The organism is Acidobacteriota bacterium (assembly GCA_016712445.1).
GTDB lineage: Bacteria > Pseudomonadota > Alphaproteobacteria > Caulobacterales > Hyphomonadaceae > Hyphomonas.
The window spans coordinates 105,153-130,500 of record JADJRB010000010.1; the positions used below are offsets into that span (position 1 = coordinate 105,153).

The following is a 25,348-nucleotide window of genomic DNA, read 5'->3' on the forward strand; positions in this document are numbered from 1 at the left end:
ACGGGATTTCTTCGGCTGCAAACGGAACGGTAGAGATAATCGACTGAGAGCGGCAGGGCATAACTTCGCTTGCAGGCGGGCGCAAGAGGCCCAATTCGGTTGATGAAAACCCAATTTATCGCCGGAAAACCCAGCAAAACATGCTTTGCCGCCTGCGCGGAAGGCGCCGCCCCGAATCAGGGAGCATCCGGCAAAGGCCAGATTCCATCCGTGAGCGGATTTTCTGGCAGCGCGCCTAGGCGAGCGACTTCAACAGCTCGAGACCATTGTTCTCGCGCACCTGCGCGGCGTGGCGGCGCAGCATGGTGAGGAACATCTCGTCGCCGCGCTCTGTCTGCTTCACGATCATCGCGGCCGCGAAGGCCACAGAGATGCCGTAGAAGGTGAACCAGCGATAATGCGTATAGAGATCATCAAAGCTGTAGCTGGTGATGCCTTCGGCCCGCAGCGCATTGTGGTAATGGCGCAGCAGCATCTGCTCATGCTTGGGGCGTTCCTCGCGCGTCAGGCCTGCACCGATGAAATAGGCAACGTCATTGGCCGGCGCGCCCTTGCCGGCGGTCTGCCAGTCGACCACCGCCAGCGGCTTCTTCGCGCCGGGCTTGCCGAACAGCATGTTGTCGAGCCGGTAGTCCGAATGCGTCAGCGCATGCGGGCCCTGATAGGCATCACCCCATTTCGGCAGGCTGGCCGCATACGCATCGCCGACCTCGATCTGCTCGGCATTGATCTGCGCCGCATACCGGTCCTTGAAGCCGAGCCACAGGCCGGCGATCTGTTCCGGACCGAGCCCCGGCGGGGGCGCCTTCGCGGACCCCTGCAGCCAGTCGTGTTCGTCGAGCACGGGATCTTCCCAATGCGCGGCATGCAGGACTGCGGCCGCTTCCATGGCGAGCTTTGCCTCGTCGACGCCGCAACCTTTCAGCTGGTCGCCCTGCTCCGACGGCGCCATGTCTTCCATGATCAGCGCGAACCGGTTGGTTTCCGGGTCATAGTCCGTGTACAGTGCATCCGGCGTGATGCGGCCGGCGACTTTCGGAAACGTGCGGTAAAACATCACTTCGCGCTTGTAATGGTTGAGCATTTTGGCGGTCATGATGCTGAGCTCGTTGGCCGACGGGAATTTGCCCACCAGCGTTTTCGGCGCGTTCGCCCCGGCGCGCGCATAGTCGAACACGAAGCGCACGTTCTCGCCGATCTGCCCGGTGCCGATCGACTTCGAGGTCAGGGAGCGCACCTCGCCGTCAATCCCGATCTCGCCAAACAGCGTGTTGAACCAGTCCGGGCCAAGCTCAAGCGGGTTCGTGTCGAGGCCGGGTCGGCTCATGGGGCGGTTTCCTCTGTTGTCGGAGCATCCGGGCGGGCGCGCCCGGTGAATTTTCGGAACTGGCCGAGGCGTTCCTCGGCGCGGCGCAGGCCCTTGTCGAGCGCGGCCATGGTCAGCGCGAAATCGCCGTTCGTCTCACGCCGCCAGGCACGCTCGGCCTGCGCGATCACGAAAGCGATGGCGATGCGCTTCAAGCTGGCTGGCGCGCCGCTGTCATTGTCGAGCCCGGCCGAGGCGAGCGCCCAGGCGGCGGTCGCGTGGCGATGGACCGGCAGGTTCACGAGATGGGTCAGCGAGGTTTCGCGGAACTTCATCAGCGCGGTCAGGCCGGCGCGGTATTTCTCCATCGCCTCGAAGCGCAGCATGATGACATCGAACAGACGCTCGCGCGCGGATGTCTCCTCCGGCACGCCCTCCGCCGACATCGCCTTGTCGAACCAGCCGTCGAGCGCCTCGACGAGGTCTTCGCGCGCGGCGACGCCGTGAAAGTCCGAAAGCTGCAGCTTCGCCTTCGCCGCAATGTCCGCCAGCGGAATATCCGACCAGGCGCGCGACGCGGCGAGCTCAAGGGCTGCCTTCAGCCCCTTCTCGATGATCTTCTCAGACGTGGCCAAGGGCCAGGCCTCCCGGGGTTCAGTCCGCCTCTTTCGACAGCTGCCGGTCGCGGTTCGCGGCGGCGCGCAGGGCGTCTCTCATCAACCGGGGCATCCCACCCGTGTCCATGAGGATGTCAAGGGCCGCCTGGGTGGTGCCGCCGGGGGAAGTGACTGCACGGCGAAGTGATTCGGGATCGGCGGTGCCGGAGGCCATCAGCGCCGCTGCGCCTTCGACCGTGCGGCGCGCGAGGCGCTGGGCAAGCGCGCGCGGCAGGCCTTCGGCCTCGCCCGCCTCGGCCATCACTTCGGCGAGCAGGAAGAGGTAAGCCGGGCCCGACCCCGACAGGGCGGTGACGGCCGACATCAGCCCTTCATCGACCGGGCCTTCGACCTCGCCGAGCGGGGCGAGCAGGTCGCGGGCGGCGTCGGCATCGGCCGCAGCAAGTCCCGGCGCAGCAGAATAGACGGTGATGCCCTGCCCGATGGAGCCGGGCGTATTGGACATCGCGCGGACCACGCGGGCCGTGCCGAGGCGGCGCGAAATCTGCGCGATGCGCACGCCCGCCATGATCGAGACGACAAGCGTGGCCGGGCCGACGAAGCCGGCGACCTGCGCAGCGACGGCAGCGAAGGCCTGCGGCTTGACCGCGAGCACCAGCACGCCAGCGGGCTTCACAGGCGGATTGAGCACGACCTTGCCGTCAGCGGCCCAGGCGGTGAAGTCTTCGGACGGGGTGGGCTCGATGACCGCGATGCGGCGCTTCGGCTTGGCCTTCAGCCAGCCGCGGGCCAGCGCCGATCCCATCCGGCCGGCCCCGACGAGGACAAGGGACGGCGCGGCAGCCATTTGGGGCTCAGGCTTCGCCGTGGGTTTCGAACATCACCGCGTCGATGGCTTCGCGAGGCGACTTGCCGGCCCAGACGAGGAAGTTGAAAGCCGGCATGAAACGGTCAGCGGCGGCAACGGCGGCCGCGATGACGGCGCGCACTTCGCCCTGGCTGACCTCGTCGCGGCCTTCCATCGGGAAAGTGTAGCGGAAGATGATGACGCCGTCGTCCGACCAGAAATCGAAATGGCCGACCCAGAGGCGCTCGTTGGCGAGCATCACGAGCTCGGCAATCGCGCTGCGCTTGGCGGCCATCGCCTTCACGTCGAGGGTCAGCGAGAAGTGGATGGCGGAGGGTTCAGGCCGGTAGGCGAACAGTGCGCCCATGTCACCCCAGCGGGTTTCCGCGACTACCTGGAGGGTGCCTTCTTCGTCCCGCTCGCAGGGCCAGTTGGCCGCCTCAAGCACGACCTCGACGATGTCGAGGGGGTCGATGTCGAAGTCCGGGGTGTGTTCGAGTTCAAGGCTCATGCAGGCGCCTCCGCTTCGCAGTCTCAGGATTGGGGCCGGATTCGGAAGACAAATCCACTCCCCGAACAAACCGGCCGGACGGGCGCTTGTCCACCCGGTTCAACAGTCAGGCATCAGGAAGCCGTGGATTTCCCTTGGCCCGCCTCGAGCGCGGCGATGCGGGCTTCCAGCGTCTCGACCCGGTCAAGGGCAGCGGTGGCGATGGCCTTCAGGGCTTCCACTTCATCGCGGCCGGCAAGGTCCATGTCGGCGATCAGCGCGCGCACGCGGGCCTGGGCGGCGGTCTTGGCTTCCTCGCCGGCGGCGCGGGCGGCGCCGAGCGCGCCGGTCATCAGGCTGGCGATGTCATCGAGCAGTGGATTTGTGCCAGCCATGCAGCTACTCCTTCGCGCCGGGAATGCCCGTGCCCTAGCAGATAGGGTGCCGGACAGACAGGGAAAAGACGCCGCATGACAGACCTCCTCGCCGCCCTCAGCGTTTACTTTACCCAGGCCGCGCTGACGTTTCCGGAATGGAGCCCTGCGCTCTTCTCGATCGATTTCGGCTTTGCCGGTCTCGGGGAGTTCCACCTGCGCTGGTACGCGCTCGGCTATATCGCCGGGATCGGCGGGGCCTGGTGGTATGCGAGCCAGCTGCTGAAGCGCCCGGCCCTGTGGGGCGGCGAGCCGCCGCTGAGCCAGGAAGCGATGGATGACCTGATGTTCTGGATCATCATCGGCATCATCCTCGGCGGGCGGCTCGGCTACATCCTGTTCTACATGGTGCCCTACCAGATGGACGTGCTGGCCGCCGATCCGCTGACCATCATCCGCATCTGGGACGGCGGCATGGCCTTCCATGGCGGCATCCTCGGGGTGGCGATCGTGCTGTGGTGGTTTGCGGCGAAGCGCGGCGTGAAGCTGCTCTCGGTGGGCGACATTGCAGGCGTCACCGCCCCCATCGGCATCGGCCTCGTGCGGATCGCCAACTTCGTCAACGGCGAGCTTTACGGCCGGCATACCGACGCCCCGGTCGGCATGGTGTTCCCGGAGGGCTACGTGCAGGGATCCACGCCGCCGGCCTATAACTGGGACACCGGCGAGTGGGTCTATTCGGGGACCGAAATGGCCCGCCATCCGAGCCAGCTTTACGAGTCCGTGCTGGAAGGCTGGCTGCCCCTGCTCGTGCTGTCGCTGCTGATCTGGAAGTTCGGCGCCCTGAAGCGCCCCGGTCTCGTGGCAGGACTTTTCCTGATCATGTACGGTGTGGGGCGATCTGTTGCCGAAAACTTCCGGATGCCGGATTCTTTTGTCAGCGGACTGCCAGAATGGCTGACGATGGGGATGATCCTGTCGGTGCCGATGTGGATCGGCGGCGCCTGGCTCATCTGGAACGCCTTGAAAGCGCAGGAAAAGCGCGTATAAGGATTTCGTTAATACGTAGAGTTACGGATGCTTTGACGCGCGAACCTGGGGAGGGGGGCGCAATGAAGTCTGACAGCCTGTACCGTCTGACAGCGGCGTGCCTGTTCACGCACGAGCTCGATTCCCCCCTGAGACAGGGCTGGAACCCGCTCGCGCTGAACACAAGTTCCTATACTTCATTCGACCAGCAGATCTTCATGTGGGCACACGTGCCGATCGTGCTCGGGATGATCTTCCTTGCCGAGACGGGCAGCCGCGCGGCCATCCGCTACGGGCTCTGCGTGTTTGCGGTGGTGCATGTCGGGCTGCACTGGTTCTATCGCAACACCCCGGTCTACGATTTCAGCTCCCTGTCCTCGTGGGTGCTGATCCTGCTGGCCGGCATATTCGGTGCGGCCTATTTGGTGCCCGCGAAGGCGCGATAACGCGCTGAAGAAATTGACGGACACATGACTCTAAAAGACCGGCTGGTTCGCCTGATCGAAAGCGGCGGGCCGATCCCGCTTTCAACCTACATGCAGATTGCCCTGCACGACCCGAAGGGCGGCTATTACGCCGCGCGTCCGGGTATCGGGCGCGATTTCACGACGGCGCCCGAAACCAGCCAGGTGTTCGGCGAATTGCTCGGGCTGTGGCTGGTGCATGAATGGCGGGCGCTGGGATCGCCGGCAGCGTTCCAGCTGGTCGAGATCGGACCGGGGCGCGGCCAGCTGATGCTCGACGCCCTGCGCGCGGCAGGCACAGCGGGCGGCGACGAGTTCGCCAGCGCGATGCGGCTGGTGTTCATCGAGCCGAGCCCGTTATTGCAAGCGGAGCTCAAGGCGCTGTTCGCGCCCTCGAAGCCGGAGTTCGCGTCAAAGCTGGCGGAGGTCGCCGATGGCCCTGCCCTGATCGTCGCCAACGAGTATCTGGATTGCCTGCCCGCCCGCCAGTTCCGCAAGGCCGGCGAGGCCTGGCACGAATGCGTGATCGGGCTGGACAGCGCGGGCGCGCTGGTGTTCGGCCTCGCTGCCGACGAGCCGCGCCCGCCGCATGAGATGGCGCCCTCCGGTGACACCGTCGAGGTGCAGGCGGGGCTGGACCTGATCGTGGCGGATCTTGTCTCCCGCACGGCCCCGGTGCGGGCCCTGTTCATCGACTATGGCCCGGATGACCGGGCGCCCGGCGACACTTTGCGGGCTTACCGGCGCGGCGCGCAGGTCTCGCCCCTTGAAGCGCCGGGCGAGACCGACCTGACCGTCGATGTCGATTTCGGGCGGCTGGCACGGCTCGCCCGCTCGGCCGGGCTCGACGTGGCCGGCCCCGCGCCGCAGGGCATGTTCCTGCTCGGCCTCGGCGCGCAGGCGCGGCTGAACCAGCTCGTCACCGCCAATCCGGAGGACGGCGAAGCGCTGTTCAACGCGGCGCGCAAGCTGATCGACCCGAAAGACATGGGCGCCCGCTTCAAGGCAATCTGCCTGTCCTCGGCCGGGCTGGCGAAGCCGGCAGGTTTCTGACGCGCCTATTGGCGTTCGCTCCGAAAGCCCCATGTTAGGGTCCGAAAGACGAGGTGCGCACGTGGCGGAACTTTCCATTCTTGAGCTGGGGCGCGTGCGCGAGGGATTTACCCGCGCCGATGCCCTGAATGAGGCGCGCCGACTCGCCCAGCATGCCGAGGGGCTTGGCTACAAGCGCTTCTGGGTGGCCGAGCATCACAACATGTCGGCGGTGACGACGGCGGCGACGTCGCTGGTGGTTTCGCACATCGCGGCGGGCACGAAGACGATCCGCGTGGGCGCGGGCGGCATCATGTTGCCGAACCATGCGCCCTACGTGATCGCCGAACAGTTCGGCACGCTGGAAGCCCTGTATCCGGGCCGCATCGATCTCGGGCTCGGGCGCGCTCCGGGCACTGACCAGCTGACGCTGCGCGCGCTACGGCGCGACGGCATGGCAGCGGAGAATTTCCAGCAGGACGTGCTTGAGCTGCAGGCCTGGCTCGGCCCGGTGGCGCCGGGCCAGCGGATCGAGGCGGTGCCAGGATCGAACTCCAATGTGCCGCTGTGGATCCTTGGCTCCAGTCTTTACGGCGCGCAGATGGCCGCGGCCTACGGCTTCCCGTTCGGCTTTGCCTCACACTTTGCGCCGCAGATGCTGGACCAAGCGCTGGCGATCTACCGGCAGAGCTACCGGCCCTCGAAGCAGCAGCCGAAGCCCTATGCGCTGATCGGCGTCAACATCATCGCGGCGGAGTCGGACGAAGAGGCGAAATACCTCGCCACCTCGCAGCAGATGTCGTTCGCCAATCTCGTGCGCGGCGAACGCAAGCTGATGCAGAAACCGATCGACGACATCGACACCTACTGGACGCCGCAGGAAAAAATGCAGGCCTCGCACATGCTGAACTTCAGCATCGTGGGAAATGCCGAAACCGTCCGTACCGGGATTAACCGCCTGCTGGAGCGCACAGAGGCCGATGAGCTGATGGTCGTCTCCGACATGTACGACCAGGACAAGCGCCGGCGATCTTTCGAGATCATCGCGGGCGTGATGGCGGACCTGAAAGTGGGCGCCAGCGCCTGAGCGCTGTTTCGGCGCGCAAGAAGCAAGAACAGTGATCACTGGCGCAAACGCTTGCGGGCCAATTACCTGTTTTGTAGGCTGAATCCCTTATTCCTCCCAGATACAGGTTTTCTGCCATACTTCGTCAGGTGCTCCAGCAGGCCACGGGCAGCGATCATGCCCGACTGGACGGACTTGTGTCCGGACTCGATTTCGCGAACGAGGCGAACTACCGGCGATTCCTGACATCGACGCATGCCGCGCTAGCGGGGCTTGAGCAGCAGCTGGAACGGTCGAATGTGTCGGGTCTGCTGCAGGACTGGGCGCAGCGGCGGCGGCGGTTCGCGCTGGCAGAGGATCTCGGCGCCCTTGGCGCGGATGCCGGCCAGCCCATGCAGGGACCATCAAAAGGCAAGCTGACCAGCGATGAAATGCTGGGCACGCTCTACGTGTTGGAAGGCAGCCGGCTGGGGGCAACTGTGCTCGCCGCCCGCGCGGCCGACTCTTCAAGCGCCGCGGTGCGCGATAATGTCCGCTACCTGACACATGGCAGGGACGGCCGCTTCTGGCGTTCCTTTCTCTCGCTGCTGGCCGACGCTTCGGCGGTTGATACCCAACCGATGATCGCAAGTGCGCACGCCGCATTCGCGATCTTTACCCGCGCCTTCGAGGCGCAGGGAGCCGCTTTACGGTGAATGACAACTTAGCGACACAACCGGCAACGTTGAGCAATTGCGACGTTGAGCCGATCCATATTCCGGGAACGATCCAGGCGATCGGTTGCCTGCTGGCCTGTGACCCGGACAGCTTCGTCATCCGGCATGCGTCCACCAACACTGAAGACCTGCTGGGTCTCGGCGCGGGAAGCGTGATCGGCGCATCGCTCGACGATGTGCTGGGCCGGGAGATCGGCCACGAGGTGCGCAACAGCCTTGCCCGCTCGCCGGACCCGTCGCGGCCCGGCCTGCTGTTCCGGCAGAACGCCAGCGGCGGCCGCGCCTTCGATATCGTGGCTCACATGCATGATGGCCGCGTGATCATTGAACTGAAACCTGCGGCGCCGCAGTCCGATCCGGCATCGCTGGAACTCGCGCGCACGATCATCCGGCGGCTGGGTGCGGAGACGCGGCTGTCGCAGCTCTTGCGCAATGCGCCGCGGCTGCTGTTCGGCGCGCTGAAGTACGACCGCGTGATGGTCTACCGCTTCGCCGAGAATGGCGCCGGCCAGGTGGTGGCAGAGACGAAGCGCGCCGACCTCGAGAGCTTTTCGGGCCAGTGGTTCCCGGCGAGCGACATTCCGGCCCAGGCGCGTGCGCTCTACTTGCGCAACACGATCCGCGTGGTGTCTGATGCATCAGGCGAGACGGTGCCGATCCTGCCGGTGACCGATGCGGACGGCCGCCCGATCGACCTCAGCTATGCCCACCTGCGAAGCGTCTCGCCGATCCACTGCGAATATCTGCGCAACATGGGCGTCGCCGCGTCGATGTCGGTGTCGATCATCGTCGAGGGAAAGCTCTGGGGACTGATTGCCTGCCACCACTATTCGCCGCGCGCCCTGTCGCTGGCCGAACGGATGAACATCGAGCTGATCGGTGACTGTTTCTCGATGCAGGTGGAGTCGCTGATTTCCCGCGAACTGCTGCAGGCAGCTGCCAAGGTGCGCGCCGCGCTGGGCGACATCCTTCTGCGCATCGTCGACGAGCCGCGCCCTGACCTGCTGCTGCGCGCGCGGATCGATGACATGGCGAAACTGATCCCCAGCGACGGCGCCGCGCTCTGGCTGGAGGGCGAAGCGGAGCGGTCCGGTCGTACGCCTGCGGACGATATCCTGCAGCAGGTCGCGCGCCTGGCAGAGTCTGAAGCGCCCGGGCAAGTGTGGGCTACCGACCGACTGTCGACGCGGCTGGAAGGGCCGATGCCCGGCGGGCCGGCGGGCGTGCTTGCCATTCCGCTGTCGAAGGCGGCCGGCGACTACCTGTTCTATTTCCGCAAGGAAGTGGTCGAGACGATCGAATGGGGCGGCGATCCGAACAAGGCCTACACGACCGGCCCGAACGGCGACCGACTGACGCCGCGCGTCAGTTTCGCAATCTGGAAGGAAGAAGTACGCGGACAATCCCAGCCCTGGACGGCGCAGGTGCTCGAAGCGGCAGAAGGCATCAGGATTGCGTTGATGGAAATCACGCTGCGCCAGACGGCGCTTTTGCAAGCGGAACGCCAGCAGGCCGAGGTGCGCCAGCGCCGGCTGAACGACGAGCTGAACCACCGCGTCAAGAACATCCTTGCCCTGATTCGCTCGCTGCTGCGCCAGTCGAAGGACGATGGCCGCTCGCTGGCAGACTATGTCTCGACGCTGGAAGGGCGCATCATGTCGCTCGCCAAGGCGCACGACCAGGTCTGGCATGGCAGCGAAGGCGGCCACCTGAAGAGCCTCGTCGAGACCGAGCTGTCGCCCTATCACGGCCGGGGCGCGGTGATTGAGCTGCAAGGCCCGCCGGTCGTGCTGGATGCACGGGCGTTTTCGGTGGTTGCACTGGTCGTGCACGAGCTGGCGACGAACGCGGCGAAGTATGGATCCATCTCTTCCGACCACGGACGGCTCGATATCGCCTGGCGCTTGAACGATTCCGGCGACTGCGTGATCGAGTGGACTGAAAGCGGCGGGCCGCCGGTCACGCCGCCGAAGCGCAAGGGCTTTGGCTCGACGCTGATCGACCGCAGCATTCCGTTTGACCTGCAGGGCGAGGTCGACCTCGCCTACAGGCCGGAGGGCCTGCGGGCATCGATCCGGATCCCCGCGCCATTTGTCTCGGTGGCAGAGGCAGCGCCGGCCTCGGCCGCCTCCCCTGCCCAGCGCAAGGCGCCGCGCGTGTCGCTCGCGGGCCTGAACATGCTCGTGGTCGAAGACCAGTTCGTGGTGGCGCTGGAGATGGAGGACCTCCTCCTCAAGCTGGGCGCGGAGACCGTCGAAGTGGCCGCGACCCCCGCCAACGCGCTGGCCGCCATCCGCCGGCAGAAGCCGGATGTCGCACTGCTCGACGTGAACCTCGGCGGGTCGTCATCGATCGAGGTCGCGCGCACGCTGATCGGCGCCGGGGTGCCGGTGCTGTTCACGACCGGCTATGCCGACAATGCGCATATCCCGCCGGAACTGCAGGCGGTGCCGGTGCTGCGCAAGCCCTACACGTCGGCCCTGCTGTCCGCTGCGCTCGAACGCCTGCTGCGCGGGCGCGCGGTCTGACCGGGACGTCTGATCGCAGGGCGGCGCGGCAATGACTCTGGACAGCGCAGGGCGAAGCGATTCAAGACAGACGCGGCAAGCAAGGGATGGCTCCGTGGTTCGATTCTTCAGGTTGATGGCCGGACTGCTCGCCGCCGCGATGGGATTCGGGTTGCAGCCCGCGAGCGCGCTCGATATCCGGCTCGCCGGCTTCACCTCCCCCACGCTGATTGCGCAGGCACAACTGCTGCGCCTTGACGCGACCTTGCAACAGGCCATGGGCACCGGGGATTTCGTCGGGCTTGCGGTTGCCGTGGTGCGCAATGGCGAAGTCACATTCCTGCACACTTACGGCGAGACCGAGACCGGCACAGGCGAGGCCGTCACGGCGGACACAGTGTTCCGGATTGCCTCGCTGTCGAAAGGCTTTGCCTCAAGCATGGTGGGGCTCGCGGCGTCGGAGGGCCGCCTCTCGCTGGATGCCCCGGTCTCCGGCTTTGCGCCGGAGCTGGCGCTGCCGGGCGGCGGCGAGAAGACGCTCACCCTGGCAAGTCTTCTCAGCCAGCGCACGGGCCTGCCGCCGAACGCGTATGACAACCTGCTGGAAGAGGGTATCGAACCCGTCCGCATACTGCCGATGTACCGCAAGGTGAAACCGACCTGCGCGGCCGCGTCGTGCTATGCCTACCAGAACGTCACCTACGATCTTTCCGGGCGGGCGCTCGCGGCCGCCTATGGCGAGAGCTATCCGGAACTGGTCGGGGAACGCCTGTTCGCGCGCCTTGGCATGACAACCGCGTCCTACGGGCTGGACGGGCTCACCCATACCGGCAACTGGGCGCGCCCGCACACGCGCGCGCGCCAGAGGGACCCCGCCCTGCCGCCGAATCCCTGGACGCGGCTGGAGGTGAAACTCCCCTACTATGCCATCCCGGCGGCGGGCGGCGTGAATGCCTCGATCAAGGACATGGCGCAGTGGCTGAATGCCCAGCTCGGCCATGCGCCGGATGTGCTACCGCCGGAGGTGCTGGACCTCATCCACACGCCGCAGGTGGCGACGCCTACCGAGACGCAGCGCATGCGCGACGTGATGCCGGCGCTGGCGGCATCGCACTATGCTTATGGCTGGCGCGTGTATGACTATGCGGGCCGCACGGTGGTGGCGCATGGCGGCTCGGTCGACGGCTACGGCGCCCACATCATGTTCCTGCCGGATGAGGATACCGGCATCGTGGTCCTGTCGAACACGCGCACGCGCCGCATGTGGGCCATCGCGCCGATGTTCATGGACCTGACGCTCGGCCTCGAGCCGAAGGACTGGCTGGGACTGGAGCCGGAGCCGCCGGTACACGATGAGCGCGTCGCGGCGCCGTGAACCGATCCTGAAAAAATGGACACGGGCGCAGCTGAGCCGCGCGCGGAACGATTCGCGGAACGGGACGTAGCATCTGCATCCCCAAACCCGCAGAGAAGGAGTCAGCAAATGACCCATCACACCGATTCCAGAACAGTAGCCATTCTCGCCGCCGACGGGTTCGAGCAAGTCGAACTCACCTCGCCGCGCGACAGGCTGCAGGAGACCGGCGTGAAGACGCACATCGTGTCGCTGAAGGGCGGCACGATCCAGGCCAACAAGCACCGCGAGCATGGCGACACATTCGAGGTCGATGTCACGCTCGATAAGGCAAAGCCTTCTGATTATGACGCCCTCTTGATCCCCGGCGGCCTGTTCAGCCCGGATGCACTGCGCACAGATCAGAGGGTGCAAAGCTTCGTGAAGGCATTCTTCGACGCCAGGAAACCTGTGTTTGCGATCTGCCACGGGCCTCAGGTGCTGATTTCGGCGGGCGTGGTCCGTGGGCGGAGCATGACCGCCGTGAAGGCTGTGCAGAAGGACCTGGAAAATGCCGGCGCCAAGGTCAGCGATGAGGCCGTGGTGGTAGACGCCGGCCTCGTGACCTCACGCACGCCGGACGATCTCGACCAGTTCAATGCGCGCATCGTTTCGGAACTGGCGCGGGCAGAGACCGCCTCGCAGAGTCGCTGAGGCCGGCGCCAGCGTTCATCGATCATTGGAGCGGGACCGAAAGCAGCCCAAGCCGCTCAGCGCGTGTCCGGCCGTTCGATCGCTTCGATGACAGGCGTGAGGAAATCCGCGAGCGGCGCCGCGATGCGGACCACGCCGTCCCGGGTTGGATGAAGCCCGTCGGCCTGTAGCATCGAGGGATCGCCCTCGATCAGTCCGAGCAGCGACGGATAATAAGGCACACCATATTCGGCTGCGAGGCCCGGATAAATCGCGGCGAAGGCGGCCTCGCGGCTTCCGTCGGCAATCTCGCCCCGCAGTGAAAGGCCGACAAGCACGGCAGGAATGTTGGCCTGCTTCGCCCGGTCAAGAATGGCAGCCAGGTTCGCCCGCGTGACATCCGGGGGCACGCCCAGCAGGTAGTCGTTGGCGCCAAGCGCCACGACAAGCAGGCCGGGCTTCGCCGAGGTCACGCTCCAGTCGAACCGGGCGAGCCCCTGCGCGGTCGTGTCGCCCGACACGCCCGCATTAACGGCGACCGCATGCGTTCCGTTCCTTCGCCAGACGGCCTCCACCTGTTCAGGCAGCGCGTCGCCAGGCTCGAGGCCGTAGCCTGCTGTCAGGCTGTCACCGAGAAAAACCACGACGAGCGCATCCTCGCCTGCCTCAGGCGCAGGAACTTGTTCGGCGATGCCAGCGGGAAGCTGGGCGGGCTGTTGCGGAGCGGCTTCCGGCTGTCCGCAGGCCGCCAACAGGAGGACGATCGCCAAGGCGAGGAAAAGGGCAATGAGCCGCGGCACTTGCCGGATAGGCGACGCAAACGAGTTCATACATATCGATAGACACGCCGTCGCCGCCTGACAATGTACGGCGACCCTGACCGGAGAGACTAGATACATGACCGAAGCGCTGAGAATGGCAGGGATCTGGCTTACATTTCCTGCCGCTTCGAATATCGCCGGGTCGTCATCGCTGGATGTCCTCAAGGGGGTCGATTTTGTCGCCGGGCGCGGCGAGACCGTGGCGATCGTCGGCCCGTCCGGCTCGGGCAAGTCGTCGCTGATCGCGGTCGCAGCGGGTCTTGAGGCCGCGAGCCGGGGCGAGGTGACGCTGCTGGGTGAGCGGATCGAGACCTATGGAGAAGACCAGCTGGCGCGCCTGCGGCGGGGCCGGGTCAGCATGGTGTTTCAGTCATTTCATTTGCTGGAGACCATGACGGCCTTCGACAATGTCCGCGCGCCGCTCGAGATCGCCCGGCTCGACAAGGTCGATGCCCGCGCCAATGCAGCGCTCGAAGCCGTCGGCCTGAGCGCGCGTCGCACGCACTATCCCGGCCAGCTGTCCGGCGGAGAGCGCCAGCGGGTGGCGGTCGCCCGCGCCCTCGCCTGCTGACCCTGCGCTCGTCTTTGCGGATGAACCCACCGGCAACCTCGACGCTGAAAGCGGGCGTGTGGTGGCAGATCTGCTCTTCTCGATTGCCAGGGATCGCGGCGCCACACTCGTCCTGGTGACGCATGACGCCGAGCTCGCGGCCCGGGCCGGCCGCGTGGTCCACATGCGGGACGGCCAGATCGTATGAGCAGCGTTTCGGTGAAGCTGGCGCGCCGCGAACTTTCGAGGGGCATCCGGGGGTTCTGGATCTACCTCGCCTGCCTCGCCCTCGGCACGGCGGCCATCGCGGCGGCAGGCTCGGTGACGGAGACCTTCTCCCGGGGCGTGGCCGGCGAAGCCCGCACCTTGCTCGGCGCCGACGCCCGGTTCTCGACCGCGCAGCGCCGGGCGACAGACGAAGAGCGCCGCTTCGCGGAGGGGCTTGGCACGATTTCGGAGACCGCCTCGCTCGATGTCATGGGCGCCGCGAACGGCGTGCGGGCGCAAGTTGACGTGCGCGCGGTCGACAATGGCTATCCGCTGATCGGGACCGCAAAGCTGTCCGGCGGCGAAGCCGACCTTCAGACGGCGCTGAAACGGAGGGACGAGCGGTGGGGCGTGGTGGTCACCCGGTCGTTCCTCGAAAAGTTCGGCGCTAACATTGGCGACGCTGTGGAGATAGGACCGGTGGACGGCGTGATCACGGCGCGCCTCGACGCGGCCCCGGACCGCATCGGCACGCCCGGCGCCCTCGGGCCGGAAGCCATGGTGGCGCTGGACGCGCTGGTCGAGGCAGGCCGCCTGACGCCGAGCCAGCTCTTCCGGGCTGACATCCGCATCCTGTTCAAACCCGGCGAAGTGTTGGACGATGCACGGAAGCAGTTCGAAGAGACTTTTCCCGATGGCGGCGCGCGCCTGCGCGCCCCGGAAGACGCCGTCGACGGGCTGCAAAACCTGCTCCGGACACTGAACAGTTTTCTCGCCATCATCGGCATTGCGGCGCTCGTTTCGGGCGGCGTCGGCGTGGCACAGGCCACGTCCGCTTTCCTTGCCTCCCGGACGCAGTCGATCGCTGTGCTGAAAGTGTTCGGGGCCGATGCCGCCACGATCCGGACGGCTTACCTGCTGCAACTGGGCGCCCTCGCATTTGCCGGCGCCTTAGCAGGCACAGCGCTGGGCGCCGCCGCGCCTTACCTGCTCTCTTTGTTTGCCGGCAGCTCCATTCCAATTCCTCAGGCGCTGGCGCTTTATCCGCTGCCCGTGTTGAAGGCGCTGCTCCTCGGCTTGCTGGCCGCAGCGGTGTTCGCCGTGCCCGAGATCGGGCGGGCGCGGTCAACGAAGCCATCGGCCCTGTTCCGCGAAACAAGCCAGACGGGCAAGGCGCGCGCGCCCTGGCTGGAGGTCTCGTGGGCCATTGGCGCCGCAGCGCTGCTCGCCGCGATTGCGGTAGCAACCAGCTACCGCCCGATGCTCACGGCCATGCTGCTTGTCGGCGCGCTGCTCTCGGCGGGCATTTTTGCCGGCGCGGCCTGGATCGTCAAAGGCATTGCGCGCAAACTTGCCAGAAGCGCGCGCGGGTTCTGGCGCATCGCGCTCGCCAACCTTGGGGGACCGGGTTCGCTTGCGCCGCTGATCGTGCCGTCCCTTGGCCTTGGACTGGTGTTGCTGGTGCTGGTCGTCTCGGTACAGACAAACCTGATACGGCAAATTTCTTCGACGGCGCCGGCCAATGCGCCGTCGCTGGTTTTCTCTCAGATCCCGAACGAGAAAGTGGAGGCCTTCGACGAAGTCGTGTCGGCGGCCGGAATCGATACCAGCGATCCTGACCGCTTCCGGCAGGCCCCGTTCGTGCTCGCCCGCGTGTTCGCGCTCAAGGGCAAGCCGCTTGTCGAGACAGATGTGGCAGAGTCCGAGCGCTGGGTTGTGCGCGGCGAGACGAGCCTGACCTATCTGGACGAACAACCGCCGGAGACGGAACTTGTAGCCGGCGAATGGTGGCCGGCCGGCTATTCGGGTCCGCTGCTCGTTTCCGTCGAGTTCGATGCCGCGCGCGGGCTCAGTATCGGCGTCGGCGACACGATCGGCTACCGCATTGCGGGGCGCGAGATCACCGCAAAGGTCGCTTCGCTGCGCAAGGCGGACTGGGGCCAGTTCGGCATCGGCTCGAACACGGCGTTCATCCTGTCGCCCGGCACACTTGAAGCCATGAGCCCGTCCTTCGTGGCGATTGCGAAGGCCACTCCGGAGCAGGAAAGCGCCGTCATCGCGGCGCTCGGAAAGGACCTGCGCGAAGTGGTCGTGTTCCAGACGCGCCCGGCGCTCGAGACGGCCGCGCGCCTGTTCGGCCAGATCGCCGCAGCGGTGAACGCCGCCGCCGGGATCGTGACACTGGCGGGCCTGCTGGTGCTGGTCGGAACGTTCGCCGCGCTCGCACGCCGCCGGCGGCGCGAAGCGGCCCTGCTCAAAGTGTTCGGCGCATCGCAGGGCGAAATCCTGCGCCTTTACGCGGCCGAGTTCGGGCTGGCCGCAGGGGTGGCTGCCCTGCTCGGCACCGCGATCGGCGTCGCGGCGGCTTATCCGGTCGTGGTGTTTGTGTTCGAGGCGAAGTGGTCCCTGCCCTGGCAGCCGGCGGCGGCCGTGATCGCGTCCGCCGTCGCCCTCGCGGCCGCGGGCGGCGCGGCTGCGGGCTATTCGGCGCTGTCGCGTAGGCCGGCCGACGTGCTCAGAACGCCGTGATGGCGCCGCTCACCGAAAGGCGTTGCCCGGCTGATACCGGCAGCCTTGAAGATCATGGCGGCCGGGCAGAAGCCTGTGAGGGATGCCTGCAGCATGTTGAGGCCTGCAAAGGCGGTGAGGAGGAACCAGTAAGGCGCAACGAACTAGCCAAGCGTGCGGCTCAGCAGGACTACAATTCCGGCAAAGGCCAGGACGGCGCGGTCGAGGTTCATGGGAAAGGCTCCGTGCGAGAAGGGTTGAGGGTCAGGCGAGTGTGAAGGCTTTGCGGATCCAGGTCTCAAGCGCTGCCCCGGTCTGGGCGCCGGGCTGGTTGGCGATGAGCTTGCCGCCGCTCCAGCCGAAGAGTGTGGGTATGCCGCGGATCTGGAGACGGGCTGCAGCTTCCCTGTTCTGGTCGGAGTCCAGTTTGAAGAAGCGCACGTCGGAGCTCAGCCTGCCAGCGGCGGCGCGGTAGTGCGGCGCCATCATCCGGCACGGCCCGCACCACTGCGCCCAGACATCCAGCAGATAGGCGCCGGTGTCCTTCGACTGGAGATCAGCGAGTTGCTGGGAGGTGATGTCAACGGGCTCCGGCGTTGCCAGCGTTGCAGCGCAGCGGCCACACTTCGCGCCTGACAGCGACTTGTCAGCCGGCAGACGATTGACCGCGCCGCAGGCCAGGCACAGGATATTCCGGTCTTTGTCGGATGCCATCGCCGTACGCCTCACCCTGCCTTGATCTTGTGTGTCTTGATCAGTCCGAGCACGGCGTTTTCATAGAAGGTCTCGGACACGCCAGCCTTCACCTTGCCGATAAAGTATTTCTCGAAGCCCGCTTTCGCGGTGTGCACCCAGCCGCCGGATCCGGACCAGTTCACATTGCGCGGCGGGATCTGGGGCTGCGCCACGAAGGCGACACCCTTGTCGCCGAAATCGGCAAGGCAGATGGCGTTCCAGGTCGCCTCGTGCGTGGGCGCCTCGCCCTGACGATCTGGCCAAGGTTCTCGGCCGTTGCGGTGACCATGGATTCAATCATGAAGCCCGTCTTCGGCACACCGACCGGCACCGGCGTCTTGCCGATCGGCGGAATCGCGATGCAAACGCAAATGCCGAAGATTTCCTTGTACTTCTCGTTTCTCTGGTGCCTGTCGGTGAGGATGAAACCGCGCGGATTGGTCAGGCCCTCAATCCCCCGCACGGCCTCCACGCCCCGGAAAGCCGGGAGCATCATCGAGAACTTCATCGGGAGCTCATGAAGCTGCTTGACGCTCCCGTCTTCGGCCATCTCCTCGACAATCATCTTGCCCGGCTCAGCTTTTACAACACGGGCATTGGTGATCCATTTGATGTGGCGGGCGCGCAGTTCGCTTTCGAGCAGGCTCTTGGTGTCGCCAACACCGTCAAGGCCGAGGTGGCCGATGTAAGGCTCAGACGTCACGTAGGTCATCGGTACCCGGTCGCGGATCTTCCGGCGCCGCAGCTCGGTTTCAATGATCATGAGGGTCTCGTAGGCGGGCCCGAAACACGACGCGCCCTGCACGGCGCCGACGATCACCGGGCCCGGGTCGGCGCAGAAAGCTTCGAACGCAGCGTGCGCCTGCAAGGCATGATCGATGTGGCAGACAGATTGCGTGTGCCCATTCGGGCCGAGCCCTTCGATCTCGTCGAAAGCCAGCTCAGGGCCGGTTGCAATGACGAGATAGTCATACGACACAGCCCGTCCGCCGGGCAGCCGGACACGTTTCTCGTCCGGTTCAACTTTCTCGGCCTTGCCGACGACCAGTTCGATGCGCCGTTTCTTCATCGGCTTCGCCAGATCGACCACGATGTCCTGCCGATCACGCCAACCGACGAGGACCCAGGGGTTCGACGGCACAAACTGGTAGAACGGATTCTCGTTGATCACGACCACTTCGTCTTCGGGTCTGACCGATTTTCGGATTTCATAAGCGGCGATGACGCCGCCGAGGCCCGCACCCAGAACTACAATCTTCGCCATGGCTGACTCTCCCCTTCGCTAAGCGACGAATAGCATATTTTATTATTTCATAATATATGTAGATATACGCATTGCGGGCGGGATGAAGATGTTTCGATCTGTCCCGCAGCGAAGGACTGGGAAGATTGAAGGAACGCGGGATGGAACATCTGCCGGGGCGGATGACGGGCAGCAGGCCACCGAGGCGGCCTAAGGGCGCCCGAATGATCATGGCGACAGGGCTAGGTCTCGCAGCAATGCTGATGACCCCTGCCCCGATCGCCCTTGCCCAGACCCTGACCGTGGAAGAAGCGGTCGTGGTCGATTACCGGCCGGTCATTGCCCGCATCGAAGCGGGCGACACCGCGACCGCCCGGTCGCGCCTTCAGGGCGTGGTCACGCAGCTGAACGTCGTCGAGGGCCAGATCGTCAAGGCCAGCAGCCTGGTCGCAGTGGTCACGGACAGCACCCTTTCCCCGCAGCTCTCCGCGCTCGGCTCCACAATCGAGGGACTGAAGTCGCAGGTGAAACAGCAGGAAAGCGACATTGCACGCAATGAAGGCCTTCTGGCGCAGGGCTTCTACCCGCGCGCCCGGCTGGATGAGGAGAAGACCTCGCTCGACGTCCTGAAACGAAGCCTCGCAACAGCTGAAGCGGAGAAGCGCGCTGTCGGCCCGCGAGGCCGAAGGACGCATTCTCGCGCCGGCGGACGCCCATGTGACCGATGTGGGCGTGGTGAAAGGATCGGTTGTTTCTCCGGGGGACGTTCTGGCCAGCTTTGCGACGGTGAACGGGGTCGTTCGCCTCGCCTTGCCCGAGCGCCACGCGGCGACGCTGGAAGAAGGCGAGACCATTTCACTGCGGCTGCCTTCCCGCTCGGATGAAATCCGCACGGCCACCGTGATCCGGATCTATCCCGAGCTGAAACAGGGCTCTGTCATTGCCGACGCGAAGGTCGAGGGCGGCCTGACAGCGCTGTTCGGAGAGCGCGTCGACGTTCTGGCGCCCGTCGGTGAGCGGCGCGCTATCCGGATTCCCAAGGACTATGTGTCGACCCGCTTCGGCGTCGACTTTGTCCGGGTCCAGGTCGGCGAGCGCTTCATCGACGCGCCGGTTGCGCTGGCAGCGCCGCTGGTGGACACGGCCGGGCAATTCGAAATTCTCTCGGGGCTCAGGCCCGGTGACCGGATCGAGAAGCCGGAACCGCGTCCATGACGCCCGATCTGTCCGGCGCGATCACGCGCGCAACCATCCGCTCGCCGCTTACGCCGCTGTTCCTGCTGTCGGCATTGGCGGTCGGGCTGATCGCGCTGCTCTCGATCCCGCGCGAGGAGGAGCCGCAGATCTCCGTGCCCATGGTCGACATCATGGTCTCGGCGCCCGGACTTCGCGCGGCGGATGCGACCGAGCAGGTGACCAAGCCGCTCGAAAGCATCCTGATGGCGATCCCGGATGTCGAGCACGTCTATTCCCAGACGCGCGATGACGGTGCGCTCGTGACCGCCCGGTTCGCCGTGGGCACGGATGCGGACAACGCCATCCTGCGCGTGCACGAGAAGATACGGGCAAACCTCGACTCCATTCCCTATGACGTGCCGATGCCGCTCGTGGTCGGTCGCGGGATCAATGACGTACCGATCGTCTCCCTGACGCTCTCGCCCGACGCGTCCACCGGCAATGTCTGGAACGATACGGCCCTGCGGATGGTCGCGGACGAGCTGCGAGGCGAGCTGACCAAGGTCAAGGATGTAGGCCTGACCGATGTGATTGGCGGGCGGCCCCTGGAACTGAGGATCGAGCCGGAGGTCGAAGCCTTGTCAGCGCAAGGCGTCTCGCTGCAGACGCTGGTGCAGAGCGTCTCGGCGGCGGCCGCCGCGCTGCCGTCTGGCCGGGCGCACCAGGAAGGCGAGTCCCTGATCGTGCAGGCGGGTGACCGGGTCGCGGCGGTGAATGAACTTGAGCGCCTGCAGATCCGGGGTGCCGGTGGACGCATTGTCTATCTCAGCGACGTCGCGAATGTCCGCGTGACCGGCGCTGAAACAGACGCGCGCGTGTGGACGATACAAACTGACGAGGCGGGCCATCTGGATGCAAGGCCAGCGGTGACCGTGACGATTGCCAAACGGCCGGGCGCGAATGCCGTTGTCGTCTCTGAAGCAGTGCTCCAGCGGCTGGAATCGCTGAAAGGCCCACTGGTTCCCGAAGGCGTGAACGTCGAGGTCACGCGCAACTATGGCGCGACGGCAAACCACAAGGCGAACGAGCTCCTGTTCCATCTGGGGCTGGCCACCGTGTCGATTGTCGTGCTGATTGCGTTCAGCATTGGTCGGCGCGAAGCGCTGGTGACCCTGATCGTCATCCCGACGACCATCCTGCTGACTTTGTTCGCCTCGTTGATGATGGGCTACACGATCAACCGGGTGAGCCTGTTTGCATTGATCTTTGCCATCGGCATCCTTGTCGACGATGCGATCGTGATCATCGAGAACATTGCTCGCCATTGGGCGATGAAGGATGGCCGCACGCGCGCGGAGGCCGCGATTGATGCCGTATCCGAGGTGGGTAATCCGACTGTCATCGCGACGCTGACCGTGATTGCGGCGCTGTTGCCCATGATGTTCGTATCCGGATTGATGGGCCCCTACATGGCGCCCATTCCGGCGAATGCATCTGCCGCCATGGTGTTCTCGTTCTTCGTGGCCGTCGGCATCGCCCCCTGGCTGATGATGAAAATTGTCAGCAGGGCGCCCGTCAGCGCGGATGCTCACTCGCACGCCGGTGAGACACGCCTCAGCGGATTCTACCGGCGCGTCGCCGCGCCGATTGTTGCATCGAAACGCAACGCATGGATTTTCCTGAGTGCGGTGGGCGCAGCGACGCTTCTATCCCTCCTGTTCTTTGTTACCCGGGCCGTGCCGGTCAAACTGCTTCCTTTCGACAACAAGTCCGAAGTGCAGGTGATCGTCGACTTGCCGGAAGGCGCGGCGCTCGAAGATACCGAACGCGCGCTGCTTGCGCTGGCTGATGCCATCGCGCCGGTCGAGGAAGTAAAGACGATCCAGGCCTATGCCGGCACAGCGGCCCCGTTCAATTTCAACGGTCTCGTCCGCCATTACTTCCTGCGCGCCAGCCCCGAGCTCGGCGACCTGCAGGTGAACCTCACCGAAAAAGAGGAGCGCAGCCGCGCCAGCCATGAAATTGCGCTGGAGCTGCGCGCGCGTGTGTCCGCTGTGCCCCTGCCAGAAGGCGCGCGCGTGAAAGTCGTTGAAGTGCCGCCCGGCCCGCCTGTCATCTCCACCCTGATGGCAGAGATTTATGGTCCGACGCCCGAAGTGCGCCGCAAGACGGCAGCCATCATCGAGCGGTTCTTTGCCGAGACCGACTTCATCGTCGATGTCGACAATTCGATCCGGCGAAGCGGCGCCGCGTATGACCTTCGGGATCGACGAGCCCCGCGCTGCAGACGCCGGCGTTCTGCAGTCGGATATTCTGGACACGATCAATCTGGCCTTTCATGGCCAGACTGTCGGCGTTTCACCGCGCGGCGAAGGCCGCGATCCGCTCAACATCCGCGTCTATCTTCCACGTTCCGAACGCAGCTGGTCGCAGCAGACAGCTGCGACGCCGGTGCCGCGGCGCCTCGCTGGCACTGACGTTGCGCCGGCCGAGCTCGGCGAACTTGTTGAACTGCGGGAGGAGGAAGGGTCGTTGACCATCTTCCGCCGTGATGGGCACTTTGCCGACATGGTGCTCGGCGAACTTGCGGGACGGTTCGAGGCGCCGATCTACGGGATGTTCGAGATCGAGGCACGCATCAAGGCGTTCGACTGGGCGGCAGAGGGCCTGGAAATGCCCTCGATCAGCCTTTACGGTCTGCCGCTGGTGATCCTGACCCCGGTGCCGCTGACCTTCATCGGCATCATGATCGGGCACTGGATGTTCGGCGCGGCATTCACGGCCACTTCGATGATCGGCTTCATCGCGCTGGCGGGCATCATCGTGCGCAACTCGATCCTGCTGGTGGATTTCATCCGCCACCTGAGCGACGACGAGACGCCCCTGCGGCAGGTTTTGCTGGACGCCGGCGCCATCCGGTTCAAACCGATCCTGCTGACGGCCTTGGCCGCCATGCTCGGCGCGGCAGTCATCCTCGCCGACCCCATCTTTCAGGGACTGGCGATTTCGCTGTTGTTCGGCCTCGCCTCATCGACAGCGCTTACTGTTCTGGTAATCCCCGCGATCTATATAGCCCTGAGGGGGCCGGAATGGCGGCCGGTCAGGCCCGCACAGCCCGGCGCGCGCCCTGAAACAGGAGAAGGCCTTTCCGATGCCATTGAAGCTTAAGGCTGCCGACGCGATCGACATTGTCGCGGGCCGCGCCGCCGAGGCCGCCAGTACGCTGAAAGCCATGGCGAGCGAAACGCGCCTGATGATCCTCTGCGCCCTCAGCTCAGGCGAGTTGCCTGTAAACAGGGCTGGCTGAAATCACCAACCAATCCCAGTCGACGGTTTCGCAGCATCTGTCAAAACTGCGCGCGGCGGGTCTTGGTGACAGCCGGCGCGATGGACAGACGATCTACTATCGCAGCCTCGATGGTATCGCGCGCGATGTCATCGATAGCTCTGCCAGCACTATACCGACGAGCCGCCGGCCCGAGGCTGAACCTGAGGCTTGTCCATGGCCAGCAAGACCTGGCTAGGCCACGGGCACCTGACGCCGGGCTGCGCTCATCGGGTTCCGGCCGGTTCCAGGCGTCCTCTTTCAAGCCAACCTGCCGCTGGATATCAAAGCCTGGCACGGACCACCCATCCCGAGCCTCCCGGGAAGCCGCCGGGCGAACAAACCTGGTGGACCACGGCTGACGCGAACGCCAAACCGGTGCGGGCGGCGTCAGGTGGACAGGGCCTCACCCTTCCCGCGCGCGGCCGCCTCAGCCGCTTCATCCGGTCCGTCCTCCCCGGCATTGAAGGCGACCGTCGCGGCCCGCGCCGCAATTTCCGCCGAGACAGTCTCGAGCAGCACGCCGGCGCCTGCCGGCATTGCCCTGACTTCGTCGCGCGCGCCGTCGAGCTCTGCACCGTTCCGTCGGCAGAGCGCCGTCAGACGGCGAAGGACAGCCGGCTCCGAAAGACCGGCCGCCTGCGCCAGCGCCCGCTCTTTGTCTTCCCGATCGGGAAGAAATGAGCCGTTCCACACCTTGTCGAGGCGTATTCTTACCGATCCGGGGAACCCGCCGGGGCGCGCAGATGCACTCCCCGCTAGAATCTGGTTCCGGCGCGAGGTTCTGGAAGGCATTTGCGCTCGGCCGCCGTGTGCTCGCCGCTTGGTTTTGACGCCCGCGAAGCTTCAATATCGCCTGACGGCTGATAACGGCAATGTCCCGGTGCCCTGCAGTTGCCGGCCATCGAATGTCCTGATTGAAGCACTTTCCCCGGATTGCTCCGGCTTGGCGCGGGCGGGCCCGAGGCGCAGGCGCCGCCGACCGCCCGCCTGTTCGGGCTGCGGCTCCACACGTCTACGAGACGCCCTTCCGGCTTCGTCCGCGGCGTCCGGGCCGAGCAAAAACCGGGCACGTGCACGGACTATTTGCATGTGCTGGTATCGACCTGCGGCGTCACACCCGATTCTTTCAGGAAGCTGATGACCTCCAGGCTGGAGATCGAGAACGCCACTTCCTGGGTTGTCTTGCGCGTCGGATCCTTGGTGTACAGCGAATTGACCCCGATCACCCGGTGGCAGGCATCCACCAGCGCGCCGCCGGAATTTCCAGGCGCAATATCTGCAGTATGCTGAACAAGATGCGAGTTTGCCATGCCGGAGAGCAAGCCGGCCGAACCGTCCACGACCCGTGAGACGATACCGTTCGTGACGGACGCTATCATGTCATCGTACCTGACCTGTTCGTCCGTAAACAGACTGTCGGCTACGCCGGGAAAGCCGAGCGCGTACGCCGCGCCGCCGATGGCGGGATCAAGCCCCGCGAGTGCGACGACTTTTCCTTTCAGTCCCGGCACGCTCAGCACGGCAAGATCGCGCCGGTCATCCTTTGCAACCACCTTCGCCGCCAGCGCGTCGGCATAACCGGAATTGTTGGGGATGACATACACGTCCCTGGAACTGCCGACCACGTGGGAGTTTGTAACCACGTAGCCGGGCGCGACGACAAACCCGGACCCGCGCGTGCGTTCCTTGTCGTTGCTTATGAACATCACAGCGCGCCGGACACGCTCGTAATCGAACCCCGGCTTCGACGTGGTTGGCGGAAGCCGGTCGCGCTCCGCCTCGAGGGCGGCCTGCTTCTCGGCTTCAAGCCTTGATTTTCTTCTGCAGGGCAAGTTGGAGGATCTTGCCGCGCGCGTTCCAGCGCCGCGGACTGGCCGCCGGCCTCCAGGGCCTGGCTGACGGCAGCATTGCTTTCATAGGCCTGCAGCGCGGACCGCGCTGCGCTGGCGCTTGCGCTGGTATTGACCGCGATCGTGATCGCGTCAGCAATGTCGGCCGACCGAGCCGCCATCGCGGCGCGCACCAGGTTTCTGGCTTCTGCGTTGCCCGGCTGAGCGAGCGCCAGTGCGCAATTGTCGAGTTCGCCGATGGCAGCTTCAAGTGAAACGAGATCGGAGACAGAGCCCGGAAGGCGCGCGTCGAGCACCGACCTGAGAGCGGTCAGGGCGGCCGGGTAATCCGAGCGGCGCAGCAGGGAAAGTGTCGAGACCTGCTGGTTGCCTGCGCCGACATCGTAGATCACGGACAAGGCCCTGTCGATTTCAAGAAGGTCCTGGCGTGGGCTCACGCGCCGGGGTGCATTGACT

Annotated in this window: 21 protein-coding genes and 5 pseudogenes; 13 read left to right on the forward strand and 13 right to left on the reverse strand. The window is 65.5% G+C overall.

The window, feature by feature from the left end; translation table 11 throughout:
- Positions 1-235: 235 nt before the first annotated feature.
- From IPK75_19615 to IPK75_19635, 5 genes are all read right to left on the reverse strand, one after another.
- Positions 236-1,327 carry a phosphotransferase gene (locus IPK75_19615; GenBank protein MBK8200554.1) on the reverse strand — a complete coding sequence of 364 codons (1,092 nt, stop codon included), beginning with the start codon at positions 1,325-1,327 and terminating at the stop codon, positions 236-238.
- Complete coding sequence (locus IPK75_19620; protein MBK8200555.1) at positions 1,324-1,941, reverse strand: hypothetical protein; 618 nt, start codon at positions 1,939-1,941, stop codon at positions 1,324-1,326. The genes IPK75_19615 and IPK75_19620 overlap by 4 nt, the downstream gene beginning before the upstream one ends.
- 19 nt (positions 1,942-1,960) lie before the next feature.
- On the reverse strand, positions 1,961-2,770 hold the full coding sequence (locus IPK75_19625; GenBank protein MBK8200556.1) for a pyrroline-5-carboxylate reductase: 810 nt from the start codon (positions 2,768-2,770) through the stop codon (positions 1,961-1,963).
- 7 nt (positions 2,771-2,777) lie between these two features.
- Positions 2,778-3,281: a YbjN domain-containing protein gene (locus IPK75_19630; protein ID MBK8200557.1), complete on the reverse strand. Its 504-nt coding sequence runs from the start codon at positions 3,279-3,281 to the stop codon at positions 2,778-2,780.
- 113 nt (positions 3,282-3,394) lie between these two features.
- Positions 3,395-3,655 (reverse strand): accessory factor UbiK family protein, encoded by a 261-nt coding sequence (locus IPK75_19635; protein MBK8200558.1) that lies wholly within the window; start codon positions 3,653-3,655, stop codon positions 3,395-3,397.
- Positions 3,656-3,730: 75 nt separating this feature from the next.
- Here IPK75_19635 and IPK75_19640 point away from each other — a divergent pair, with 75 nt between their 5' ends.
- The 8 genes from IPK75_19640 (at position 3,731) to IPK75_19675 (ending at position 12,495) form a co-directional block, all read left to right on the forward strand.
- Entirely contained in the window at positions 3,731-4,684 is a 954-nt protein-coding gene (locus tag IPK75_19640; GenBank protein MBK8200559.1) for a prolipoprotein diacylglyceryl transferase, read from the forward strand.
- 62 nt (positions 4,685-4,746) lie between these two features.
- Complete coding sequence (locus IPK75_19645) at positions 4,747-5,109, forward strand: hypothetical protein (GenBank protein MBK8200560.1); 363 nt, start codon at positions 4,747-4,749, stop codon at positions 5,107-5,109.
- A 24-nt stretch (positions 5,110-5,133) separates the two neighbouring features.
- Positions 5,134-6,180 (forward strand): SAM-dependent methyltransferase, encoded by a 1,047-nt coding sequence (locus IPK75_19650; GenBank protein ID MBK8200561.1) that lies wholly within the window; start codon positions 5,134-5,136, stop codon positions 6,178-6,180.
- Positions 6,181-6,241: 61 nt separating this feature from the next.
- On the forward strand, positions 6,242-7,246 hold the full coding sequence (locus IPK75_19655) for an LLM class flavin-dependent oxidoreductase (protein ID MBK8200562.1): 1,005 nt from the start codon (positions 6,242-6,244) through the stop codon (positions 7,244-7,246).
- Between the two features lie 128 nt (positions 7,247-7,374).
- Positions 7,375-7,920, forward strand: coding sequence for a biliverdin-producing heme oxygenase (locus IPK75_19660; GenBank protein ID MBK8200563.1), 546 nt, complete (start codon positions 7,375-7,377; stop codon positions 7,918-7,920).
- 29 nt (positions 7,921-7,949) lie between these two features.
- Entirely contained in the window at positions 7,950-10,469 is a 2,520-nt protein-coding gene (locus IPK75_19665) for a GAF domain-containing protein (GenBank protein ID MBK8200564.1), read from the forward strand.
- A 115-nt stretch (positions 10,470-10,584) separates the two neighbouring features.
- Positions 10,585-11,823, forward strand: coding sequence for a beta-lactamase family protein (locus tag IPK75_19670; protein MBK8200565.1), 1,239 nt, complete (start codon positions 10,585-10,587; stop codon positions 11,821-11,823).
- Positions 11,824-11,931: 108 nt separating this feature from the next.
- Positions 11,932-12,495 carry a type 1 glutamine amidotransferase gene (locus IPK75_19675; protein ID MBK8200566.1) on the forward strand — a complete coding sequence of 188 codons (564 nt, stop codon included), beginning with the start codon at positions 11,932-11,934 and terminating at the stop codon, positions 12,493-12,495.
- Positions 12,496-12,551: 56 nt separating this feature from the next.
- Here the strand turns inward: IPK75_19675 and IPK75_19680 are convergent, their stop codons facing one another.
- Entirely contained in the window at positions 12,552-13,244 is a 693-nt protein-coding gene (locus tag IPK75_19680) for an arylesterase (GenBank protein MBK8200567.1), read from the reverse strand.
- A gap of 127 nt (positions 13,245-13,371) precedes the next feature.
- Here IPK75_19680 and IPK75_19685 point away from each other — a divergent pair.
- Positions 13,372-14,053 (forward strand): annotated as a pseudogene (locus IPK75_19685) (ABC transporter ATP-binding protein).
- Positions 14,050-16,581 carry an FtsX-like permease family protein gene (locus IPK75_19690; GenBank protein ID MBK8200568.1) on the forward strand — a complete coding sequence of 844 codons (2,532 nt, stop codon included), beginning with the start codon at positions 14,050-14,052 and terminating at the stop codon, positions 16,579-16,581. Before IPK75_19685 ends, IPK75_19690 begins: the two are co-directional and overlap by 4 nt.
- Here IPK75_19690 and IPK75_19695 read toward each other — a convergent pair.
- From IPK75_19695 to IPK75_19710, 4 genes and pseudogenes are all read right to left on the reverse strand, one after another.
- A pseudogene (locus IPK75_19695) lies at positions 16,533-16,793 on the reverse strand (DUF2892 domain-containing protein). The gene IPK75_19690 and the pseudogene IPK75_19695 overlap by 49 nt on opposite strands.
- A gap of 31 nt (positions 16,794-16,824) precedes the next feature.
- Positions 16,825-17,274: a thiol reductase thioredoxin gene (locus tag IPK75_19700; GenBank protein ID MBK8200569.1), complete on the reverse strand. Its 450-nt coding sequence runs from the start codon at positions 17,272-17,274 to the stop codon at positions 16,825-16,827.
- An 11-nt stretch (positions 17,275-17,285) separates the two neighbouring features.
- Positions 17,286-18,559 (reverse strand): annotated as a pseudogene (locus IPK75_19705) (NAD(P)/FAD-dependent oxidoreductase).
- A 221-nt stretch (positions 18,560-18,780) separates the two neighbouring features.
- Positions 18,781-19,233, reverse strand: coding sequence for a hypothetical protein (locus tag IPK75_19710; GenBank protein MBK8200570.1), 453 nt, complete (start codon positions 19,231-19,233; stop codon positions 18,781-18,783).
- Positions 19,234-19,255: 22 nt separating this feature from the next.
- Here IPK75_19710 and IPK75_19715 point away from each other — a divergent pair, with 22 nt between their 5' ends.
- The 3 genes and pseudogenes from IPK75_19715 (at position 19,256) to IPK75_19725 (ending at position 23,238) form a co-directional block, all read left to right on the forward strand.
- Positions 19,256-19,753, forward strand: a complete 498-nt coding sequence (locus tag IPK75_19715; protein ID MBK8200571.1) for an HlyD family efflux transporter periplasmic adaptor subunit — start codon at positions 19,256-19,258, stop codon at positions 19,751-19,753.
- Positions 19,750-22,882 (forward strand): annotated as a pseudogene (locus IPK75_19720) (efflux RND transporter permease subunit). The gene IPK75_19715 and the pseudogene IPK75_19720 overlap by 4 nt, the downstream one beginning before the upstream one ends.
- A pseudogene (locus IPK75_19725) lies at positions 22,866-23,238 on the forward strand (winged helix-turn-helix transcriptional regulator). Before IPK75_19720 ends, IPK75_19725 begins: the two co-directional pseudogenes overlap by 17 nt.
- Positions 23,239-23,429: 191 nt before the next feature.
- On the opposite strand, the gene IPK75_19730 reads toward IPK75_19725, so the two are convergent.
- From IPK75_19730 to IPK75_19740, 3 genes are all read right to left on the reverse strand, one after another.
- Positions 23,430-23,834 carry a hypothetical protein gene (locus IPK75_19730; GenBank protein ID MBK8200572.1) on the reverse strand — a complete coding sequence of 135 codons (405 nt, stop codon included), beginning with the start codon at positions 23,832-23,834 and terminating at the stop codon, positions 23,430-23,432.
- A gap of 287 nt (positions 23,835-24,121) precedes the next feature.
- Positions 24,122-24,748 carry a trypsin-like peptidase domain-containing protein gene (locus tag IPK75_19735; protein ID MBK8200573.1) on the reverse strand — a complete coding sequence of 209 codons (627 nt, stop codon included), beginning with the start codon at positions 24,746-24,748 and terminating at the stop codon, positions 24,122-24,124.
- Positions 24,748-25,284, reverse strand: a complete 537-nt coding sequence (locus tag IPK75_19740; protein MBK8200574.1) for a hypothetical protein — start codon at positions 25,282-25,284, stop codon at positions 24,748-24,750. The genes IPK75_19735 and IPK75_19740 overlap by 1 nt, the downstream gene beginning before the upstream one ends.
- Positions 25,285-25,348: the final 64 nt, after the last annotated feature.

Bases quoted from the DNA above. Each gene is read 5' to 3' on its own strand.
- IPK75_19615 (MBK8200554.1), bottom strand. From the start codon at position 1,327: ATGAGCCGACCCGGCCTCGACACGAACCCGCTTGAGCTTGGCCCGGAC.
- IPK75_19625 (MBK8200556.1), bottom strand. From the start codon at position 2,770: ATGGCTGCCGCGCCGTCCCTTGTCCTCGTCGGGGCCGGCCGGATGGGA.
- IPK75_19630 (MBK8200557.1), bottom strand. From the start codon at position 3,281: ATGAGCCTTGAACTCGAACACACCCCGGACTTCGACATCGACCCCCTC.
- IPK75_19635 (MBK8200558.1), bottom strand. From the start codon at position 3,655: ATGGCTGGCACAAATCCACTGCTCGATGACATCGCCAGCCTGATGACC.
- IPK75_19640 (MBK8200559.1), top strand. From the start codon at position 3,731: ATGACAGACCTCCTCGCCGCCCTCAGCGTTTACTTTACCCAGGCCGCG.
- IPK75_19645 (MBK8200560.1), top strand. From the start codon at position 4,747: ATGAAGTCTGACAGCCTGTACCGTCTGACAGCGGCGTGCCTGTTCACG.
- IPK75_19650 (MBK8200561.1), top strand. From the start codon at position 5,134: ATGACTCTAAAAGACCGGCTGGTTCGCCTGATCGAAAGCGGCGGGCCG.
- IPK75_19670 (MBK8200565.1), top strand. From the start codon at position 10,585: ATGGCCGGACTGCTCGCCGCCGCGATGGGATTCGGGTTGCAGCCCGCG.
- IPK75_19675 (MBK8200566.1), top strand. From the start codon at position 11,932: ATGACCCATCACACCGATTCCAGAACAGTAGCCATTCTCGCCGCCGAC.
- IPK75_19690 (MBK8200568.1), top strand. From the start codon at position 14,050: ATGAGCAGCGTTTCGGTGAAGCTGGCGCGCCGCGAACTTTCGAGGGGC.
- IPK75_19700 (MBK8200569.1), bottom strand. From the start codon at position 17,274: ATGGCATCCGACAAAGACCGGAATATCCTGTGCCTGGCCTGCGGCGCG.
- IPK75_19710 (MBK8200570.1), bottom strand. From the start codon at position 19,233: ATGCGTCCTTCGGCCTCGCGGGCCGACAGCGCGCTTCTCCGCTTCAGC.
- IPK75_19730 (MBK8200572.1), bottom strand. From the start codon at position 23,834: ATGCCTTCCAGAACCTCGCGCCGGAACCAGATTCTAGCGGGGAGTGCA.
- IPK75_19735 (MBK8200573.1), bottom strand. From the start codon at position 24,748: ATGTTCATAAGCAACGACAAGGAACGCACGCGCGGGTCCGGGTTTGTC.